The organism is Streptomyces sp. NPDC093600 (genome assembly GCF_044764755.1).
GTDB lineage: Bacteria > Actinomycetota > Actinomycetes > Streptomycetales > Streptomycetaceae > Streptomyces.
This window is the reverse complement of record NZ_JBIWIU010000003.1, coordinates 563843-583379: the sequence shown is the minus strand read 5'-3', so window position 1 is coordinate 583379 and position 19537 is coordinate 563843. Positions and strand designations below refer to the sequence as shown.

General features: G+C 73.3%; 21 protein-coding genes. 9 read left to right on the top strand and 12 right to left on the bottom strand.

Features of this window, described 5'->3' with window-relative positions; genetic code table 11:
* Positions 1–117 precede the first annotated feature (117 nt).
* Both ACIRB4_RS12600 and ACIRB4_RS12595 read left to right on the top strand, forming a co-directional pair.
* Positions 118–2691, top strand: coding sequence for a SpoIIE family protein phosphatase (locus tag ACIRB4_RS12600; protein WP_403290366.1), 2574 nt, complete (start codon positions 118–120; stop codon positions 2689–2691).
* A 100-nt stretch (positions 2692–2791) separates the two neighbouring features.
* Positions 2792–3043, top strand: coding sequence for a type B 50S ribosomal protein L31 (locus ACIRB4_RS12595; RefSeq protein WP_356896713.1), 252 nt, complete (start codon positions 2792–2794; stop codon positions 3041–3043).
* A gap of 64 nt (positions 3044–3107) precedes the next feature.
* On the opposite strand, the gene ACIRB4_RS12590 is transcribed toward ACIRB4_RS12595, so the two are convergent.
* From ACIRB4_RS12590 to ACIRB4_RS12575, 4 genes are all read right to left on the bottom strand, one after another.
* Positions 3108–4253: an epoxide hydrolase family protein gene (locus ACIRB4_RS12590; protein WP_403290364.1), complete on the bottom strand. Its 1146-nt coding sequence runs from the start codon at positions 4251–4253 to the stop codon at positions 3108–3110.
* Between the two features lie 297 nt (positions 4254–4550).
* Positions 4551–5048, bottom strand: coding sequence for a peptidylprolyl isomerase (locus ACIRB4_RS12585; RefSeq protein WP_403290363.1), 498 nt, complete (start codon positions 5046–5048; stop codon positions 4551–4553).
* Positions 5049–5164: 116 nt separating this feature from the next.
* The gene (locus ACIRB4_RS12580) at positions 5165–5455 is read right to left on the bottom strand and encodes a hypothetical protein (RefSeq protein ID WP_403290360.1); all 291 of its coding nucleotides are present in this window, start codon (positions 5453–5455) and stop codon (positions 5165–5167) included.
* Positions 5452–6093, bottom strand: coding sequence for a DUF6629 family protein (locus ACIRB4_RS12575; protein WP_403290357.1), 642 nt, complete (start codon positions 6091–6093; stop codon positions 5452–5454). Before ACIRB4_RS12575 ends, ACIRB4_RS12580 begins: the two co-directional genes overlap by 4 nt.
* Before the next feature lie 132 nt (positions 6094–6225).
* Between ACIRB4_RS12575 and ACIRB4_RS12570 the strand changes: the two genes are divergently transcribed.
* Entirely contained in the window at positions 6226–6735 is a 510-nt protein-coding gene (locus ACIRB4_RS12570; protein ID WP_403290355.1) for a hypothetical protein, read from the top strand.
* A 62-nt stretch (positions 6736–6797) separates the two neighbouring features.
* Here the strand turns inward: ACIRB4_RS12570 and ACIRB4_RS12565 are convergent, their stop codons facing one another.
* The 3 genes from ACIRB4_RS12565 to ACIRB4_RS12555 form a co-directional block, all read right to left on the bottom strand.
* Positions 6798–7307, bottom strand: a complete 510-nt coding sequence (locus tag ACIRB4_RS12565; protein WP_403290353.1) for an NUDIX domain-containing protein — start codon at positions 7305–7307, stop codon at positions 6798–6800.
* A gap of 102 nt (positions 7308–7409) precedes the next feature.
* Positions 7410–8084, bottom strand: a complete 675-nt coding sequence (locus ACIRB4_RS12560; protein WP_403290351.1) for a response regulator — start codon at positions 8082–8084, stop codon at positions 7410–7412.
* Positions 8081–9373 (bottom strand): sensor histidine kinase, encoded by a 1293-nt coding sequence (locus ACIRB4_RS12555; RefSeq protein ID WP_403290348.1) that lies wholly within the window; start codon positions 9371–9373, stop codon positions 8081–8083. The genes ACIRB4_RS12560 and ACIRB4_RS12555 overlap by 4 nt, the downstream gene beginning before the upstream one ends.
* 133 nt (positions 9374–9506) lie before the next feature.
* On the opposite strand from ACIRB4_RS12555, the gene ACIRB4_RS12550 reads away from it, so the two are divergent.
* Both ACIRB4_RS12550 and ACIRB4_RS12545 read left to right on the top strand, forming a co-directional pair.
* A complete protein-coding gene (locus ACIRB4_RS12550) occupies positions 9507–10418 on the top strand; it encodes an ATP-binding cassette domain-containing protein (protein ID WP_403290346.1) in 912 nt (303 codons plus the stop codon).
* The gene (locus ACIRB4_RS12545) at positions 10415–11281 is read left to right on the top strand and encodes an ABC transporter permease (RefSeq protein WP_403290343.1); all 867 of its coding nucleotides are present in this window, start codon (positions 10415–10417) and stop codon (positions 11279–11281) included. The genes ACIRB4_RS12550 and ACIRB4_RS12545 overlap by 4 nt, the downstream gene beginning before the upstream one ends.
* Before the next feature lie 19 nt (positions 11282–11300).
* Here ACIRB4_RS12545 and ACIRB4_RS12540 read toward each other — a convergent pair whose 3' ends face one another.
* The 3 genes from ACIRB4_RS12540 to ACIRB4_RS12530 all read right to left on the bottom strand — a co-directional run bounded on the left by ACIRB4_RS12540 (position 11301) and on the right by ACIRB4_RS12530 (position 13941).
* Entirely contained in the window at positions 11301–12170 is an 870-nt protein-coding gene (locus ACIRB4_RS12540; protein WP_403290341.1) for a YhjD/YihY/BrkB family envelope integrity protein, read from the bottom strand.
* A 73-nt stretch (positions 12171–12243) separates the two neighbouring features.
* Entirely contained in the window at positions 12244–12621 is a 378-nt protein-coding gene (locus ACIRB4_RS12535) for a luciferase family protein (protein WP_403290338.1), read from the bottom strand.
* Positions 12622–12774: 153 nt separating this feature from the next.
* Entirely contained in the window at positions 12775–13941 is a 1167-nt protein-coding gene (locus ACIRB4_RS12530) for a PP2C family protein-serine/threonine phosphatase (RefSeq protein WP_403290335.1), read from the bottom strand.
* A gap of 290 nt (positions 13942–14231) precedes the next feature.
* On the opposite strand from ACIRB4_RS12530, the gene ACIRB4_RS12525 reads away from it, so the two are divergent.
* Complete coding sequence (locus tag ACIRB4_RS12525) at positions 14232–14819, top strand: nucleosidase (protein ID WP_403290332.1); 588 nt, start codon at positions 14232–14234, stop codon at positions 14817–14819.
* A 71-nt stretch (positions 14820–14890) separates the two neighbouring features.
* Here the strand turns inward: ACIRB4_RS12525 and ACIRB4_RS12520 are convergent, their stop codons facing one another.
* A complete protein-coding gene (locus tag ACIRB4_RS12520; RefSeq protein WP_403290330.1) occupies positions 14891–15943 on the bottom strand; it encodes a GlxA family transcriptional regulator in 1053 nt (350 codons plus the stop codon).
* Positions 15944–15995: 52 nt separating this feature from the next.
* On the opposite strand from ACIRB4_RS12520, the gene ACIRB4_RS12515 reads away from it, so the two are divergent.
* On the top strand, positions 15996–16412 hold the full coding sequence (locus tag ACIRB4_RS12515; RefSeq protein WP_403290327.1) for a cupin domain-containing protein: 417 nt from the start codon (positions 15996–15998) through the stop codon (positions 16410–16412).
* A gap of 145 nt (positions 16413–16557) precedes the next feature.
* Complete coding sequence (locus ACIRB4_RS12510; protein WP_403290325.1) at positions 16558–17370, top strand: hypothetical protein; 813 nt, start codon at positions 16558–16560, stop codon at positions 17368–17370.
* 44 nt (positions 17371–17414) lie between these two features.
* On the opposite strand, the gene ACIRB4_RS12505 is transcribed toward ACIRB4_RS12510, so the two are convergent.
* Positions 17415–18569, bottom strand: coding sequence for a PP2C family protein-serine/threonine phosphatase (locus ACIRB4_RS12505; protein WP_403290322.1), 1155 nt, complete (start codon positions 18567–18569; stop codon positions 17415–17417).
* 374 nt (positions 18570–18943) lie between these two features.
* On the opposite strand from ACIRB4_RS12505, the gene ACIRB4_RS12500 reads away from it, so the two are divergent.
* Positions 18944–19528, top strand: coding sequence for a TMEM165/GDT1 family protein (locus ACIRB4_RS12500; RefSeq protein ID WP_403290319.1), 585 nt, complete (start codon positions 18944–18946; stop codon positions 19526–19528).
* The last annotated feature ends 9 nt before the right edge of the window (positions 19529–19537 follow it).

Here is a 19537-nt window from a genome sequence, read left to right as displayed (position 1 = left end):
TTCCGTGCTGTCGCCCTCCATGTTCCCTCACGGCACGTTCGCCGCCGGTGCCCGAGTCCCGGAGACCCCGAGATTCCCGAGATGCGGCGCCCCCGCGCCGGGGAGCATCCTGACAGTGTGACGTCGCACGGCGCGGCCCGCCCCGGGGTGTCGGCCGACACCGGGGACTCGGCCCGGAGAGCGGACGCCGGCGGGCAGCCTCTGGGCGTGCTGCCGCTGACGCTGGCCGAGGCCGCCCTGCGGACGATCGAGGCGCTCGGCGGGTACGCGGGCGGCGTCTATCTGCGCTCCGGGACACCCGGTCTGCTGCGGCTCGCGCTCCTCGCCGGACTGCCCGGCTCCCTGTTCCGGCCCTGGTGGCGGATGCATGTGAACCGCCCCTTCCCCGTGGCCGAGGCGTACCGCTCGTCCCAGCCGGTGCACCTGTCCGACGTCGACGAGGCGATGCGGCTGTTCCCGCAGCTCGTGGCGAGTCTCCCGTTCCCTTTCGCCTCCCACTACGCGCCGGTGATCAGCGGTCGTGAACGGTTCGGCGTACTGGTGGTCCTGCGGGCCCCGGGGGTCCCCGTCGACGCGCGGGACCGCCGGCGGATGCTCCAGGAGGCTCGGCAGCTCGGGGAGGCGCTCGGGGAACTGGCGGCGGAGGGCACGACGGTCGAGTGGCCCGGGGAGCCGGTGTGCGTGCAGCTGCCGTCGGCCGGTACGCCGCCGATAAGGATCGGCTACTTCGACTGGGACCTCGAATCCGGAAGGGTGACCGCCGACGACGGCCTGCGGGCGATCCTCGGCGGCGACGCGCCGTTCCCCGGGACCATCGAGGCTCTCACGGCCCGCCTCGCGCCGGAGGACACCTACGCGCTGTGGACGATAGCCCGCCGGGCGGCCGAGTCGGGGGCGCCGGTGGCCCGCAGGATCCGGCTCAGAGGCCCCGACGGCGGACTGCATCTGCTGGAGGTCTCCGCCCGCGCCGCCCCCCGCGTCCGCCCCCGCGACGGACCGGACGAGGGTCCGAACCGCGATCCGGACGACGGACCGGACGGCGGACCGGACGGCGGGCGCCGCGGCGGGCGGCTGACCGGCTCGCTCGTCGACCTCGGCACCGGCCTCGTCGGCTCCGACCCCACCGACCGCCTCCCCCGGGCCGTCCTCGCGATCGACCGTCTCGGGCGGATCACCTACGTCAACCACCGCACCGAGGACCTCGTGGGGCGGCCCCGCGCCGCGCTCGCCGGGCGGCCGCTGGTGGAGGTCTTCCCGTGGTTCGGCAGGCCCGCCCACGAGGAACAGCTCCGGGCGGCGCTGCTCGCGGAGGAACCGGTCCACTTCCTGGCCCACCCCGCGGAACGGGAGTGGCTCTCGGTCTCGCTCTACCCCGGCCACGACGGGGTGACGCTGCTGCTGCTGCCCGAGGAGGACCCCGCCTACCGGCCCGCCTCCATGAGCAAGCCGGACATGGGATTCGGCTCACCGGCGGACCGGGCGTCCGCGCTGTACCGGCCGGTGGCGCTGGCCATCGCGCTCACCGAGGCCGTGACGGCCCGCCAGGTGTCGGCGGTGGTCACCGACGAGCTGCTCCCGGCGTTCGGCGGCCGCCAGTTGGCGATCTACCTGCTGAGCGAGCGCCATCTCTATCTGGCCTGGGAGACCGGGTTCCCGCCCGGGTTCCTGGAGCCGTTCGACGGGATCGGTCTCGACGCCCGCCTGCCGGGTGTCGAGACGCTCACGACCGGACGGCCCCTGTTCTACGAGTCGATGGAGCAGCTCGGCGCGGCCTACCCGGGGATTCCGCTGGACTCGCACACGGGAGCGCGGGCCTTTCTGCCGCTGATCGCCTCGGGCCGGCCCGTCGGCTCGTGCATCCTCGGCTTCGACCGGCCGCGGGGCTTCAGCCCGGAGGAGCGCACCGTGCTGACGGCCCTGGCCGGGCTGATCGCGCAAGCGCTGGAGCGGGCCCGCCGGTACGACTCCGAGTCGGCGCTGGCCCGCGGGCTGCAGGACGCCCTCCTCCCCCACCGGCTGCCGGTGCTCGACCGGGTGGACACGGTGGCGCGGTATCTCCCCGGTACTCAGGGCATGGACGTGGGCGGTGACTGGTACGACGTGATCGAGTCGCCGGACGGGCTGCTGGCGCTGGTGGTCGGCGACGTGCAGGGCCATGGGGTCGCCGCCGCCGCCACGATGGGGCAACTGCGCAGCGCGGTGCGGGCGTTCGCCATCGGCGGCCATCCTCCGCAGGAGGTCCTGCGGGGCACCAACCGGCTGCTGATCGCCCTCGACCCGGGGCAGTTCGCCAGCTGCTGCTACATCGTGCTCGATCCGGAGACCGGCGCCGTCCAGGCCGTACGGGCCGGGCATCCGCAGCCGTTGCTGCGCCGCCCGGACGGTACGACGGAGGTGCTGGATCTCGCGGGCGGGCTTGTCCTGGGCATCGACGACGACGCGTCGTACCCCGTCACCGAAGCCCGGCTGGAGCCCGGCGCGGCGCTCGCCCTGTTCACCGACGGGCTCGTGGAGCGGGCCGGCCGCGACATCGACGAGGGCATCGAGCAGCTGCGTCGCGCGTTCTCGGCCACGGGCTCGATCCCGCTGGCGGAGACCGCGGACCGGCTGATCCGCGACGCCCGACGGGCCACCGACCGGCCGGACGACATCGCCCTGCTCCTCGCGGCCCGCTGGGCGGAGCACCCCTGAACGGCCCTCCCCGCGCGTCACCCGGTCGGCCCCGGGCACTGGTCGGCGGGCCGGCACCCGGCGAGGCTGGGGCGAGCAGCAGGCGCCCCGAGGAGGACATGTGCAGCAGGACAAGCAGCCGGAGTACGGCCCCGTGGTCTTCCGCGACCGCTCCGCCGGGTTCGCGTTCCTGACCCGGTCCACGGCCACGAGCGAGCAGACGATCGAGTGGGACGACGGCAACACGTACCCCGTCGTCGACGTCGAGATCTCCTCGGAGAGCCACCCGTTCTACACGGGCAAGGCCCGCACCGTGGATTCCGAGGGACGGATCGCGAAGTTCGAACGCCGCTACGGCGAGGAGTCCTCCTGAAGCGTGTTCCAGCTGGGGTAGAGGTCCCGGACCGGTCCGGGACCTCTACCCCGGCGCCCCGTGCTCACCTCAACGGGCGGAAGAAGTCGCGCAGTTCGGCGGCGACCTGCTCGGGTTCCTCGTGGGCCATGAAGTGGCCGCCGCGGCCCGGGGTGCTCCAGTGGCGCAGATCGCGGAACGTGCGCTCCGCGAGGCTGCGGGGGAAGTCCGCGTACGCCGGCTCATGGCTCAGGGTGACGGCGGCCGGGACCTCGACCGGCGGGACGGGCTGGTTGAGGGCGTAGTGGTAGTACTGCCGGAACGACGAGCCGATGCAGCCTGTCGCCCAGTACAGGGTGGCGACGGTCAGCAGCGTGTCCTTGTCCCAGCGGGACTCCACGTCCCCGCCGCAGTCGCTCCAGTCCCGGTACTTGTCGACGATCCAGGCGAGTAGGCCGGCCGGTGAGTCCCGCAGGGCGGCGGCGAGGGTGTCCGGCCGGGTGCACATGATCTCGCTGTAGCCCTGGTCGCCGGCGTCGTAGGCGGCGAGCGCGTCGAGGTAGACGCGCTCCTCGGGGGTGGGCGGCTGCGCCTCGAAGTCGCCGGTGACGACGGCGGACGTGATGTGCACGCCGACGACGTCACGGGGGTGGAGGGCGCCGAGCCACTGTGTCACCCCGCCGCCGATGTCACCGCCGAAGGCGCCGAACCGGTCGTGGCCGAGGGTCTCGGTCATCAGCGTGTGCCAGGTCTCGGCGACCCCGCGGCGGGTGAAGGGCCGGGCCGGCGGCGCCGAGTACAGGAAGCCGGGCAGCGAAGGGACGATCACGTCGAAGGCGTCGGCCGGGTCACCGCCGTGCGCGGCCGGGTCGGCGAGCAGTTCGGCGACGGGCAGCATCTCGACGAAGCTGCTGGGCCAGCCGTGGGTCAGGATCAGCGGGAGCGGCGCCGGGGCGCCCTCGGCGGCCCGGCCGCGGAGACGGACGAAGTGCACGGGGCGCCCGTCGACGTCGGCGAGGTACTGGGGATAGGTGTTGAGGCGCGTCTCGGCCTTGGCCCAGTCGAAGCCGTCCGCCCAGTAGGAGACGAGCTCCCGCAGTTGGCCGGGGTCGGTGCCTGCCGCCCACGGGGTGGGATCGGACGGTTCGGTGTAGAGCGTGCGGGTGAGCCGGTGCCGCAGGTCGTGCAGGACGTCGTCGGACACGGAGATCCGGAAAGGCGTGACAGTCATGGTTCCTTCGCTCAGGAGTACTCGGGCGTCGGGCGCTCCTGTGCGCGGCTCAGACCGCCGCGGTACCGAGGAGGGCCCGTACAGGGTGCTGGTCGTCGTCGTACATGTGGGGCTCACCTCCCGGGTTCGGCGTGTCCTGTGACCGTACACGCGGCACCGCGTCGCGCGCATCCTCACCACGGCGGCGGACCGCCCGTGCCGCGGTGAACGAGGACCGCCCCTGCCGGTGCTCGGCAGGGGCGGTCGTGCGCGGCCCCCTCATCGGGGGTGCGCCGGTGTGCGTACGAGGGAAGGCGCTCAGGCCTCGACGACGCCGGAGGCGGCCACGGCGATCTTCGCGCTGGTCGCACCGGAGCGGGAGCCGAGGGACTCGATCTTCTTGACCAGGTCCTGGCCCTCGACGACCTCGCCGAAGACGACGTGCTTGCCGTCGAGCCAGTCGGTCACGATGGTGGTGATGAAGAACTGGGAGCCGTTGGTGTTGCGGCCGGCGTTCGCCATCGAGAGCAGGTACGGACGGTCGTGCTTGAGCTGGAAGTTCTCGTCCTCGAACTTCTCGCCGTAGATGCTCTTGCCGCCGGTGCCGTTGCCGTTGGTGAAGTCGCCGCCCTGGAGCATGAACTGCGGGATGACGCGGTGGAACGGAGAGCCGGCGTAGCCGAAGCCGTGCTCGCCGGTGGCGAGCTCACGGAAGTTCCGCGCCGTCTTCGGGACGACGTCGTCGAAGAGCTTGAAGACGATCCGGCCGGCCGGCTCGTCGTTGATGGTGATGTCGAAGTAAACGTTGTTGCTCATGGGGACATCCTGTCATTCTCCCGGGACCGCGCGCGCACGGGCTGCCGCCACATGACGGATCCCCGTACCCCGCCGTGGGTACGGGGATCCGGGGATCCGGGGATCCGGGGTCGTCGCTACGCCAGCGGGCCGGCGCCGGGGGCCTGGGGCACGCTCGGGGCCTGCGGACCGCCGGGGGCCTGCGGGATGCCGGGAGCCTGCAGGCCGCCGGGGGCCTCCAGGGTGCCGTCGGACGTGACGGGGGCCGTCTCCTCAAGCAGGGTGTCGAGGCCGGTGTCGTTCTGGAGGAGTCCGGTGGGCCCGGTCGCGCCGGTGTCCGCGGCGGTCGCGTGGGGCGGCGGGCTGACGAGGGCCGTGACGACGCCCGCGGCGAGGGAGGCGATGGCGAGCATGCTGCGCTTCTTCATGCCCTGGTCAACTGCCGAGGCGCCCTGGGGTTACGGCCTCGCACCCAGGCGAACAGAAGGAGCGAGGCCACGGCGGCGAACGCGCACCACGTGGAGACGAACTCCGTCCGCCACAGCAGGACGCAGACGACCGCTCCGGCCCCGGTCAGGACGCCGAGCAGCCGCAGCAATCGGTCGCGGGCGAGCAGCAACGCCCCGACGGTGGCCACGAGATAGCCCGCGATCAACGGAGACGCGTACGGCAGGTCGAGAACGTATCCGAGGGTGCGGCCGCGGACCTCGGCCGTGACGGGCCGGCCGCCGGCCAGGCGGTGGGCGAGGACGGCTGCGGTGAGCGCTCCGGCGGCGAGCGGCACCACCAGACGCCCGCGGTGGGCGGGCGCGGCGGCGGTCAGGACCCCGAGCGGCACCCAGAGCGCCAGCAGGGGCAGGGCGATCACCGCCCAGGCGAGGGTGGCCGGGCCGCTACCGCCGCCCGCGCGCCACACGACGGACTCGACGATCTGGTGTGCGCCGAGCAGCAGGGGCAGGGCGGCCAGGGGAACGTCGCCGGGGCGTCGGACACCGGCCAGGCAGGCCACGCCGACGGCGGCGATGGCGGTGCCCGCCACGAGATCGGCCGTCGCGCTCCAGCACACCCAGAAGTCATATCAGACGCAATCTCCCCATTCTGTCTTATTCGATCTCATTTCCATCGGAACCATATGATTTAGCCGGATGTCTTCTCTAGTGACATCCATGTCCCCGTATCTGGAGAAATGGGGGACGTCATGCTTCACCGTCACAGCCTGGCGGCCGCTGCCGCCGGCATCCTTCTGGCCGCCGGGATCGGCGCGACTATCCCGGCCGGCGCCTCCACCGAACAGTCCCGGGCCGCGACCGCCCTGGTGGTCAACGCCCGCTGGGGCGGACACGACACCTTCGACCGGCTCGTCATCGACGTCCGGGGCGCGATGCCCCCGGTGAGCGTGAAGCCGGTCGAGGAACTGCGGTACGACGGCTCGGGCGCGAAGGTCCCGCTCGCGGGGAAGTACTTCCTGGAGATCAAACTCTCCCCCGCCGCCGCCCACAACGAGTCCGGCCAGTCCGTGTACAAGGGACCCCGGCTCGTGAAGATCTATCTGCCCACGCTCAAGGGTGTCGCCCTCACCGGCGACTTCGAGGGTGTGGTGACCATCGGAGCGGCCTTCGACACCAAGCCCGCCTACAAGACGTTCACGCTCCACTCGCCCGAGCGCTTCGTGCTCGACGTCAGCCGTCCGGCCGGCTGCCCGTCCTGAACGGCGACACCCGCGACGGGGCCGGCCCGGGCCGGCCCCGCACGTACAGACGTCCGCGCGGTTCAGACGTCGGCGCCGGTCTCCACGTACACGGTCGTGCCCAGGCGGCGGGCCCGGTCGATCTCGGCGAGGCGGGCGAAGTTCCGGGGGGTCATCTCCCGCTCCCACTCGGCGAGTGTGCGGACGGCGAACTCGCTGTGCTCGTCGGGGTCGAGAACGACCGCGTCGATCTGTGCGGGCGTCAGGACCCCGCCGTCGAAGATGAAACCGATGTGGTTGGCCGGCCACTCCTCGCCCCGGTCGGAGACGAAGTGGGTGCCGAGCAGCTTCGGTTCCCCCCGGAAGACGATGCCGGTCTCCTCGTGGCATTCGCGCACCGCCGTCTCCCACGGCGTCTCCCCCGGGTCCATGTTCCCGCCGGGCCACTGCCACGACTCGGTCCGGTACGTGGCGCGCAGCTGGAAGGGCCGGCCTTCGGTGTCGGTGAAGTACAGGCAGGCGTACGCCGTCGCTCTCGGCAGCGTCGCGATGTACTCGGCGGGCGGCAGCCAGGGGTTCGCAGGGTTCGCCATGGGGGGCTCTCTCTCGACGGACGGACCAGGTGGATCACTCCCATACAAGCGGTCCGCGCGGCGGCTTCGGCCGACCCGCGACCGCGTCACCGGATCGTGTGATCAGCGAGGTGAGCCCACGGCCACCAGCCCCGTCTCGTACGCGATGATCACCAGCTGCACCCGGTCGCGGGCGTCCAGTTTGGAGAGCAGCCGGGTGACGTAGGTCTTGGCGGTGGCGACACTGATGACCAGGCGCTCGGCGATCTCGGTGTTGGACAGACCACTGCCGATGAGGGTGAGCACCTCGCGTTCGCGTCCGGTGATGGCGGTGAGGCCGTCCCCGCGCGGGGCACCCGGCGCGGGGAGGTCGGCGAAGTCCTTGATCAGGCGGCGGGTGACGCTCGGCGCGATCAGGGCGTCCCCGGCGGCGACGACGCGGATCGCGGCGAGGATGTCGTCCAGGCCCATGTCCTTGACGAGGAAGCCGGAGGCCCCGGCCCGCAGCGCGCCGTAGACGTACTCGTCGTCGTCGAAGGTGGTCAGGACGAGCACCCGGGTGGGGCCGGGGTCCGCCATGATCCTCCGGGTGGCCTCGATGCCGTCCATGCCGGGCATGCGGAGGTCCATCACCATCACCTCGGGGCTCAGGCTCCGGGCGAGCGCGACCGCTTCGGCGCCGTTCCCGGCCTCCCCGACGACGTCGAGGCCGGGTGCCTCGGCGATGACCATCCGCAGGGCGGCGCGGACCAGGGGCTGGTCGTCGGTGAGGACGACGCGTACGGCGTGGTCGGTCATCGGACTCCTGTCGGCAGGGGAAGGCGGGCGGTGACACGGAAACCGCCTTCGGCTCGTGGTGCCGCGGAGAACTCGCCCCGCAGCAGGGTGACCCGCTCGCGCATGCCCACGATGCCGTGTCCGCCATCGGTACGGGCACCGGCACGCGCACCGCCGCCGGCAGCGGAAGCGGTGGCGGGGAGGGTCGTGGAAGGGGCCGGGGCGCCGCTGCCCGTCCGGGTGCCGCTCCGCCCGTCGTCGACGACCTCGATGGTCAGTTCGTCCTGCCGCTGGTCGACCGTCACCCGGCAGGACCCGGCGCCCGAGTGGCGGACGACGTTGGTGACCGACTCCTGGATGATCCGGAAGGCCGAGAGGTCGATGTCCGGGGGCAACGGCCGTCGCTCGCCGTGCCATTCGACGTCGACGCGGACCCCGGCGGCCGTCGTGGCGGCGGCCAGTGCCTCGACGTCCGCGAGCCCGGCCGCGGGGTGCAGCGAACCACCGCCGCCCCCCTGCCCGGCTCCGTCCCCGTCCCGCCGCAGGGCGCCGAGCATCCGCCGCAGCCCCGACAGCGTCTCCCGGGCGGCGGTCTCGACCGCCGCCATGGCCTCCCGCGCCGCGTCCGGCCTGGTGTCGATGACCCGGACGGCGGCGCCGGCCTGGAGGGCGACGACCCCGATGGTGTGGGCGACCATGTCGTGCGTCTCGCGGGCGATACGCAGCCGTTCGTCGCTCACCGCGCGCGCCGCGGCCTCCGCGTGCGTCCGCTCCGCGTACACCCGCGCCTGGTGCGCGGAGTTGCCGATGAGCCAGGCGATGACCGCCGTCAGCGCCACGGCCAGCTCCTCCGACGTACCGACGCTCCAGCCGAAGGCCAGACGGGTCGTCAGATAGCCGGCGAGCACGGCGAGGGCCAGGACGAGGGCGATGACGCCGGTCCGGCGCGGCCGGGTGGCGGCGATGACGTACAACGCCACGTCGACCATCAGGAACTGGGGCAGCGGGATCTCGCCGACGCCGAGCGGGAGCGTGCCCAGGGCGGCGGCGGAGAGAAGCAACCCCAGGGCAGCCAGGGGCCGTTCGCGCAGTCGCAGGCTGCCGCCCACCACCAGGGCGGTGGCGAGCGCCAGCAGGACAAGGCCGTCCCATCGGAGGAGGAACACCCCCGCCCGTACGGCGGGCCCGTCCTGGCCGGGCAGTTCCATCCGGGTGAGGAAGGTGAACGCCGTGCCGGCGCACCAGGCGACGACCGGCCAGACACCGAACGGTACGCGCTTGAGCCAGGGGAGGGAGGCGGCGGCATGCATGATCAGATCGTAGGGCCGGGCGGCGGCCCGGTCATCGGACCAGGGTTGTACAGCCCCGGTCGACAACGAGCCCCGCCGAGTGCCGTCCCCGGACCGACGACGACCCGGGGGCTGCCACGGCACCGTGGACCGCATGATCGAAGTCAATGAACTCACCAAGCGGTACGGCGGGACCACCGCGGTCGACGCGCTGACCTTCACCGTGCGCCCCGGGCGGGTCACCGGGTTCCTCGGACCGAACGGCGCCGGCAAGAGCACCACCCTCCGCCTGATCCTCGGCCTGCACGCTCCGACCGGCGGCGGTGTCACCGTCGGCGGGCGCCCGTTCCGGGAGCGCCCCCGCGGACTGCGGCACGTCGGGGCGCTGCTCGACGCGGGCGACGCGCACGGCGGGCGTACGGCGGCCGCGCACCTGTCGGTGCTCGCCCGCGGCAACCGCGTCCCGCGGAGCCGCGTGGACGAGGTCCTCGACGAGGTCGGTCTCGCGGGCGCGGCCCGGCGCAGGATCGGCGGCTTCTCGCTCGGGATGCGGCAACGTCTCGGGATCGCCGCCGCGCTGCTGGGCGATCCGCCGGTGCTGCTCTTCGACGAGCCGCTCAACGGGCTCGACCCGGAGGGCGTGAAGTGGGTGCGGGGTCTGTTCCGGCGGCTTGCGGGCGAGGGCCGTACGGTCTTCGTCTCCAGCCATCTGATGTCCGAGATGGAGCACACCGCCGACGAGCTCGTCGTGGTCGGCCGGGGCCGGCTGATCGCGGCGGAGAGCCTGGCGGAGTTCTCGGCCCGGGGCAGTCGGCCGAGCGTGACGGTGGCCGCCGCCGACGCGGCGGCGCTGGCTCCCGTGCTTCTCGCCGAGGGCGCGGCGGTGCGGGAGGAGGCGGGCGGTCTGCTGACGGTGACGGGGCTCGACGCGCCGCTGATCGCCGAACTCGCCCTGCGGCACGGTATCCCGCTGCACCAGCTGACCCCCCGGACGGCGTCTCTGGAGGAGGCCTTCATGGAACTGACCGCCGCCGGCGTCGAGTACCCGGCAGGAGGGGCCCGATGACCGCCCCCGCACCGCACCGCGCACCGACCGGGGCGTCGCGGCGCGCACCGCAGCCGCCCGAGCCGCGGGCCCGCTTCGGTGATCTGGTGGCGGCCGAGTGGCTGAAGCTCCGGTCGCTGCGCTCGACCGGCTGGTCCCTGCTGCTCTCCGCCCTGGCCGTCGTCGCGTTCAACGCCGGAACGGCCTATGACCACTACCGCTACTGGCAGGAGTTCGACGCGGTGCACCAGGCCGACTTCGTCCGGTCGAAGATGGGCCTGTGGGACGCGTTCACGGGCAACGGGGCCATGGTCCTGATGCTGTGCGCGGGCGCGATGGGCGCCGTGGCGGTCGTCGGGGAGTACAGCTCCGGCATGATCCGTACGACGTTCGCGGCGGTTCCCGCCCGCCGTTCGGTGATGGCGGCGAAGGTGCTCGTCGTCGCGGCGGTCCTGGCACTCTTCGGCGCGGTCGTGGCGGGCACCTCGTTCTGGCTGACCCAGGCCGTCCTGGCGGGGCGGGGCGCGGGGGTGTCGATCGGTGAGCCGGGCGCCGTGCGCCTGGTGGCCGCGTCGGCGCTGCTGGCCCCGGTGGCGGGGCTGGTCGGCATGGCGATCGGTACGCTCCTGCGGCACAGCGCGGCGACGATGGTCGCGAACGTGGTGGTGCTGCTCCTGCTGCCGACGGTGCTCGGCGACGAGCGGCGCTGGTCGGCCGTCCTCGCGCACAGCCTGCCGTACCACGCGTGGCAGCGGCTCGTGCCGGCCGGGCCGTACGAGGTGGCGTACCCGTGGTCGCTCTCCGGAGCGTGGCTGGTGTACGGCTCGTGGGCGGTGGCGGCCGCGGTGGTGACGGTGACGGCCGTGCACCGGCGGGACCAGTGAGCGGCCGCCGTCGCCGGTGTCAGGGAAGGTCGAACGGCTCGCGGTCGAGCCGGCGGACGACCTGGTGCTCGTGAATCATCCGGCCGACCAGCGCGGCTCCGTAGACGACGAAGCCGACGCCGACGAGCCAGGACTGCAGCACGAGGACCGTGCCGAACTCTCCGTAGGTCACCGCGTTGGAGGCGATCAGGGGGGAGAAGACGAACTGGGAGAAGACGCGCAGCCCGAGCAGCCCCAGGGCCGTGCAGGCGGCCCCGGGTGCCAGGGCGCGCCAGCGGATGCGGCCGCAGAGCAGGAAGCGCTGTGACCACCAGAAGAAGAGGAAGGCTCCGGTGACGTCGGCCGCGGCGAGCAGGACGGTCCCGGCGGTGGAGGTGTGCGCCGGTGTCGAGGTGCCGACGAAGAGGAGGAGCGAGGCGACCAGGACGGCGAGCCAGACCACATGGCGCCACATGGTGTGCCAGCGGGCGGTGGGCAGGTCCCACACGCGTTCGTATCCCGTCTGTACGGCGGAGCCGAAGGTCACGCCGAACGCGGCGAGGGCGGCGAGACCGAAGGCGGTGGTCCGTTGCAGCGCCTGCCCCGGCTTGCCGAAGATCCGTTCGACCTCTTCCTGGGAGACCTCGGAGACGCCGAGGCCCTGGATCAGCCAGCGGGCGAAGCCCTGGCCGCTGGCGAGGTCGGCCGAGGCGACGACGATGAGCAGCGGTACGAGGGTGAGGAGGCTGAGGGCCGCGAAGCCCATGGCGCGGTGCATCAGCTCCATCTCCCGCCCCCGGCTCCAGGCGAGTCCGACGGCCGAGGTCAGGACCCGCTGGTGAAGGCGGTGGAACCAGTGACCGTGTTCGGCGGGGGCACCGTCGTGCGGCGCACCGGAGGTGGGGGGCATGCCACGGGGAGTACCCGCCGAGGGGCGGGACCCCTCCGGCATGCCGCCGAACGGGGGTACGCGGAGGGTGGCGTCAACGGTGGCCGGACGCGAGGCGGGTGCGGGTGCAGCCGTCGGGCACGGTGTCCACGGGGTCGGGGCCTCGGGTGGAGGCCTGGAGGGCGGCGCTCACCAGCGTCGACAGCAGGTCGATGTCCGATCCCATCTCCAGCCGGACGGTCACCCAGCCGGATCCCGCGCGCAGCCGTACGGCGCTGGATCCGAGGAGGGCGGGCCTCAGCTTGGCGATCATCGCCCGGCTGAGGTGGACGTCCGCCTCGTTCTCCCCGTGGAAGTGGACGATCTCGCGCGTCGCGGTCCGCAGACCAGTCTCGGCTCCGCAGAGGGCGGGGTCGGCGATCAGCGAGGGCCAGCTCATCAGGCGTTCACTGGCGTGCCTGGCTGTGTTCATACCGAGGAGCGTGCCGGGGCGGGCTGCCGCGCACAAGCGTCCTGCCGAAAGAATCCCGCCGAGGCTCGAAACATGCGGTGGGAGCGAGGGCGAGTGTGACCTGCGGTGCGGCTGCGGTCACGCTGACGGCATGGCGGGGCCGACGGACGGGACTCAGGAGGCCGGGGGCTGGGCGGGTCGTTCGCGGATCCGGGCGGCGAGGACGGCGACGTCGTCCTCCGCGTTACGGGCGTCGAGGCGGCGCAGCACCTCCTCCACGACCTCGTCGGGGCCCGACCCCGCCGGGAGGCGGAGTGCGGCGAGCCGGGCCAGGGAGACATCGATGTCCTCGCCGCGCCGCTCGACCAGGCCGTCGGTGAAGAGCAGGAGCGTGTCGGTGGGGGTGACCGTGCGGGTCACCGACTCGTACCCGCCGAATCCGGTGCCCAGGGGCGGGCCGACATGGAGTTCGACCGGCTCGGCGGAGCCGTCGGCGGCGAAGACCACGGGCGGGAGGTGCCCGGCGCTCGCGAAGGTCGCCGCGCCGCGCGCCGGGTCGACCTGGATGAGCAGGCAGGTGGCGGGCCGGCGCTCGCCCTCCTCAGCGAACGCGTCGAGCCGGCGCAGTACGCGATGCGGCGGAAGGTCGGTCGAGGCCACCTCCCGCAGCGCCGAACGGTAGGCGTTCATGTCCACGGCGGCGTCCAGACCGTGCCCCATCACGTCTCCGACGACCAGGAGGCTGCGGCCGAAGTGGAGGCGTACCGTCTCGAACCAGTCGCCGCCCACCAGCGTCCTGGGTCCGACCGGCAGATAGCGTCCGGCGATCTGCAGGTTGGGGTGCGGTCGGCCGGGCTCCGCCACGAGGGCCTGTTGCAGGTGGAGGGCGGTCTGCTCGGTGGCGGCCAGGCGGCGGGCGTGGCCGAGATGCAGGGCGGCGAGCCGCACGGCGCGGGCGACGGCGTCCGTCTCGTGCGCGGTGAAGGGACCGCCCACGGCGCGCACGGCGATCACCGCGCCGTGGACCAGCCCCTCCCAGACCAGGGGTACGGACAGTCCGTGCACGGGCGTGGCCCCCGCGCGGCTCTCCCAGGCGACGGCGCGCCGATGGTCCTCGCCGGGGAGCGGCAGCGCGGGCTCCGCGCCGTCCAGCAGCTCGGCCGTTCCGGCGAGGGCCGCACGGCGCGGCGCCGCGCCCTCCTCCGGGCGGACGTCCACGGCCACGGCCTCGCACCCGTGCCGGCAGAGCAGGGCGGCGAGGTCCTCGCAGACGGCCCGCTCGTCGAGGACAGTGCCGATCCGTCCGGCCGCGTCCTCCAGGGTGCGCAGCCGGGCCAGCACCGCAGCGTGCTCCTCGACCAGGGGGCCCGCGCCCCCGCTGCCTCCGACAAGACACCTCCACCGCCGTGACGGCTCCGAACGGCGTCCACTTCCCTTGCACCAGCGGACCGTCCCGCCCGCGCGTCGCCCGACCGGGGCCAGCAGGGTGTCACACTCCGTGAATCCATGGGCGGCACTTTCCCGACGTGCCGGCAGCGTCCTGTCGGCCACTGACCGGTCAGGCGCCCGGAGGGGCGGCGGGGCGGTCCCGGGTGCAGGGGCGGGGGCGACGTTGAACTAGCGTTGCCCCCATGGAACTCATCGGAGAGATCACGGCCGACCGACCGCTGCTCGTCCTGGCCGTCAAGGAGGAGGCGCAGTTCCTCGACACGGATCTGCCGATCCTGCTGACCGGCATGGGCAAGGTGAACGCGGCGACCGCGCTCGCCACGGCGCTCGCCCGGGGTCCTCGGCCCTCCGGTGTCGTCAACCTGGGCACGGCCGGCGCGCTGCGTCCCGGCTGGACCGGCACCCATATCGTCGGCACGGTGCTGCAGCACGACCTCGACGGCGAGCTGCTGGCCAAGCTGGCCGGTGAGACCTGCGGCGCGCCGCTGACCCTGCCCGACGGCGGGGACGTCGTCCTGGCCACCGGTGACGCGTTCATCGCGGACGAGGCCACCCGGGCCCGGCTCGCGGTCCGCGCGCCGCTTGTCGACATGGAGGGGTACGCCCTGGCGTCGGCCGCGGCCGTCGCCGGGGTGCCGCTGCGCATCGTCAAGCACGTCAGCGACGACGCGGGCGAGGGAGCGGGCCGGACCTGGCGCGAGACGGTCGCCGGGTGCGCCCGTTCCCTCGCCGACTGGGCCGCGGTGAACGTGCTTGCGTACCGCTCTTGAGCCGTCCTCACCGGGCCTGAGCCGTCGTCACCGGGCCTGAGCCGTCGTCAACTCTTGGGCCACGCTCCGGATCAGCCGGTGGCGGGCCCGAAGCGGCGGCGGTAGGCGGACGGGCTGAGTCCGGTCTCCCGGTGCATCAGGGCGCGGAGGTTGGCCGCCGTACCGAGGCCGCTGGTGCGGGCGACGACGTCCAGGCGCGCCTCGCCTCGTTCGATCAGACGGCAGGCCAAAGCCACTCGCTCGCCGGTGAGCCAGGCCAGCGGCGTGGTGCCGAGCTGGGCCCGGAAGCGGCGGTGGAGCGTCGCCGGGCTGACGGAGGCGCGGGCGGCGAGGTCGGCCACCGAGAGCGGAGAGCCGAGGCGTTCCTGCGCCCAGGCCAGCAGCGGAGCGAGGGACTCGTCCGGCGGGTCGGGAACGGGGCGCTCGACGAACTGGCGCTGTCCGCCGTCCCGGTGGGCCGCGAACACCAGCCGTCGGCTCACCGCGTTGGCCACCTCGGCGCCGTGGTCGCGGCGCACGACGTGCAGGCCGAGATCGAGGGCGGCGGCGCTGCCCGCAGCGGTGAGGATGTCGCCGTCGTCGACGAAGAGGACGTCGGGTTCGAGCCGTACGGCCGGGAAGCGGGCGCGGAAGGAGTCCGCCCACTGCCAGTGGGCGGTCGCCCTGCGGCCGTCGAGCACCCCCGCCTCGGCCAGCGTGAAGGCACCGCTGCAGAAGCCGACCAGGCGCGCGCCGCGGGCGTGGGCGCGGCGGATGGCGTCGAGCACGGCGGGGCGGCGCGGGACCTCGACGTCGGGGCGGTTGGGGACGATCAAGGTGTCCGCCTCGTCGGCCGCTTCGAGTCCCGCGACGCCCGTGAGGGTGAAGAACCCGTCCCGCATGAGGGTCCGCGGCTCGGGCGAGCAGAGCCGGAACCCGTACAGCTCGCGGCCGATCTCGGGCCGGCGCAGACCGAAGATCTCCGTCGCACAGCCGAGTTCGAAGGGGTTGGAGTTCGCGTCGACGATGACGACGACCCGGTGGAGGCGCTCCCCATCCTCCTGCGTCTCGTTCGTCCCCTGTGTCTCGTGCGTCTCGTGCGTCTCGTGCGTCTCGTGCGTCTCGTGCGAGGATCCTTGCGGCATATGCTCTTTCTAGCACTCGCGGCGGCTCGGGGTCACGGCCCAGGATGTGCCCATGAGCGAGCTGAACAGTGAGTCGAAGAACGTCCCCATCGCCCTCGACCGGGCCCTGTCCTCCTTCGAGGAGCTGTGGAGCCCCCGGATCGTCACGCACGTGAACGACTACGACGTACGCGTCGCCAAGGTGGCGGGCGAGCACGTCTGGCACGCCCACGACGACACCGACGAGTTCTTCCTCGTCCTCGACGGGGAACTGCGCATCGCGCTGCGCGAGGACGGGGCGGAGCGCACGGTCTCGCTCCCCCGGGGTTCGGTCTTCACCGTGCCGAAGGGCGTGGAGCACCGCCCGTACGCACCGGCCGGCGCGTCCATCCTGCTCTTCGAGCCGACCGGCACCCTCTCGGTCGGCGACCGCCACGACGACATCCCGGACCATGTGGACGCGACGACGGGGCACGCCCTCGGCGGCTAGCCGTGCCGGCCGTGTGCCGTTGAAGCGCCGTGCGCCGTCGGAGCACCGTGCGCCGTCGGAGCACCGTGTGCCGTTGAAGCGCGCGTGGGACGAGACCATCCTGGAGGGGAGGGAGGGGCCCGGCCAAGGGCAGGAGGCGAGACACGTGCAGGTGTCCGGTTCCGGCGACGCGAACGGTGGCAAGGCCCGGTTCGACGACGTCTACGACCAGCCCGATCCGCGTGCGTACTTCCGGCGTCTCGCGCCGCTGGAGTACGAGATCCCGCAGCGGGCCCAGGCCGCCTTCCGCCGCGCGGCGGCCGAGCGGGACGGCGGTACGGTGCTCGATCTGTGCTGTTCGTACGGGATCAACGCCGCCCTCCTCAATCACGACCTCACCCTGGCCGAGCTGTACGCGCGCTACACCGGTCCGGAGGTGGCGGACCTGACCGGCGCCGAGCTCGCCGAGCGGGACAAGGCGTTCTACGCCGCCCGGCGCCGCCCGGACGCCGCCCCGGTCCTCGGGCTCGACGTCGCCGCCCACGCCGTGCGGTACGCACGCGAGGTCGGCCTCCTGGACGACGCCTTCGCGGAGAACCTCGAAGGGGACGAGCCTCCGAGCCCCCGGCTGCGCGCGGCCATGGCCGAGGTCGGTCTGATCACCCTCACCGGCGGCGGCAGCTACCTCACCCGGCGCACTTTCGCCGCGCTGCTCCCCTGGTCGCGGCGACCGCTGCGGGTGAGCGCGTTCGTGCTGCGTACGGTGGACTACGCGCCGATCGCCGCGTGTCTGGCGGAGTACGGGCTGCGGACCGTCGTGGACCCGTCGGTGACCTATCCGCAGCGGCTGTTCACCGACGAGCGGGAGCAGCGGTTCGCGATCGAGACGGTCCGAGCGCTGGGGGCGGAACCCACCGGCCGGGAGACGGAAGGCCGCTTCCACACGGTCCTCTACGAGTCGGTTCCGGCGTCCGGCTGAGCGGGCGGGCGCGCCGTCCGAGCCGGACGGCCTGCTGCCCGGCGTCAGCCGCCGGTCAGGGTTCCGGCAGGCGGCCCGGGCGGCTCGGGGGCCGGTTCCGGAAGGCGTACGACGAGGAGCGCGGCCACGTCGTCGTCGAGGCCGTCGGCCCCGTAGGCGACGAGGTCGGAGTGGAGCAGGGCGGGGAGCCGGTCCGCCGGCTCGGCCGCCCAGCGGCGCATCCGCTCCTCCAGTGGATAGAAGACGCCGGCGCGGTCGCGGTTCTCGCTCACGCCGTCGGTGAAGAGCAGCAGCCGGTCCCCCGGTTTGAAGGGCACCACCTCGACGCGGTGCCGCGCGTCGACGAGGCCCGCCAGGTTGACCGGCAGGGAGGGGTCGGCGAAGTCCACCGGCCGCACGCGTGCGCCCCGCTGCAGCAGCGGGGCGGGGTGCCCGCAGCTGAGGAGCCGTACGACGTCCTCGCCGTCCGGGATCTCCACGAGGACGACGGTGGCGAACCGCTCGGCGGCGTCGGTGTCCGGGTCCCAGGCGCCGTACCGGCCGAGGCCCTCTTCGAGCCGGTCGGCGAGTTCGGTCAGGTCGGCTGCGTCGTTGACGGCGGCGCGGAAGGAGCCGAGGAGCACGGACGCGGTCTCGACGGCCCCGAGCCCCTTGCCCTGGACGTCACCGAGCATCAGGCGTACGGCTCCGGGCACCCGGACGGCCTCGTAGAAGTCGCCGCCGATCCTGGCCTTGGCCGCCGCGGCGACGTACAGCAGATGCAGTTCCACGGGGCCGAGCCGCGGCGGGAGCGGCCGCAGCACGACCCGCTGGACGACCTCGGCGACGGCGGTGAGCTCGCGAAGGTCCCGTTCGTAGCGCGCCCGGACCCGGCTGACCCAGGCGGCGGCCGCGGTGAAGGCGGCGAGCACCACCTCGTTGGCGAGGAGGTCGGGGGCGAGCGGCTCGCCCCTGGAGGCGCCGAGCAACGCCCGCAGCACCATGGCGACGCCACCGATGAGGACGGTGCCGCGGACGCTCCAGGTGATGGCGGCGAGGGCGGGGGCGGCGACCAGGAGACGGTCGAAGCGCTCCCGGTCGGGGGTGAGCAGATCGGCGGCGACCGTCAGGACGATGACCAGGAACGGCAGTGCGCGGCCGACGGTGATCTGTGTGCGCGTCCGGGACAGGGGAGGCTGACGGTGACCACCAGAGGGCATTCCGTGATCGTACGCAGAGGGGGCACCGGCCCCACGGTGCCGCGACCCTGGCGTGTCCGCCCGGGCCGGGTCGGGCCCTGGCCGGGTCGGGCCCTGGCCGGGGTCAGCGGCGCCGCACGGCGGTGGAGGGCTCCGGTAGACTCTCCGGAAGCGAAGGGGAGTAGCCCCGCGAACCGGTCGTCGACACACTGGAACCCTCGGGTTCCCGGTGGCCGGGTCCGTGCGGAAGCGCGGACGGGCGAGACCTTCGGCCAGGCATTCGCCACGCCCGCACACCGTGGGCGTGGTCCGTCATGCCGGGCCGAGTGGTTCTTCCCGTCGCCCACCGCGGTGCCGTGCGGATCCCGGGCCCGGACCGAGCAGAGAGCCCCGGTATGCACCTCGACCCCTTGGCGATCCTCACCGCCTTCGGGCTGATCTTCCTCGCCGAACTTCCCGACAAGACGATGTTCGCGTCGCTCGCCATGGGCACGCGGATGCGTCCGCTGTACGTCTGGTTCGGCACCTCCACGGCGTTCGTCGTGCACGTCGCCATCGCCGTCGGCGCCGGCAGCCTGATCGGCCTGCTGCCCGACTGGATCGTCCGGCTGATCTCGGCCCTGCTCTTCGCGTTCGGCGCCTTCATGCTGCTGCGCGGCGGGGGCGACGAAGGGGAGGACGAGGCGGGCGGCGGGCCGGTGACCGGCTTCTGGCCCGTCTGGTCCACCGCGTTCATGGCCGTGTTCATCAGCGAGTGGGGTGATCTGACGCAGATCACCACGGCCAACCTCGCCGCCACCGAAGGCACCTGGTCCACCGCGATCGGCTCCGCCGCGGCTCTGATGAGCGTCTCGGCCCTCGCCCTGGTCGCGGGCCGTTTCATCGCCAAGCGCGTACCCCTGAAGACGGTTCAGCGGATCGGCGGCCTGTGCATGGCGGGCCTGGCGATCTGGTCCCTCACCGAGGTCTTCGTCGGCTGACGCCAGGAC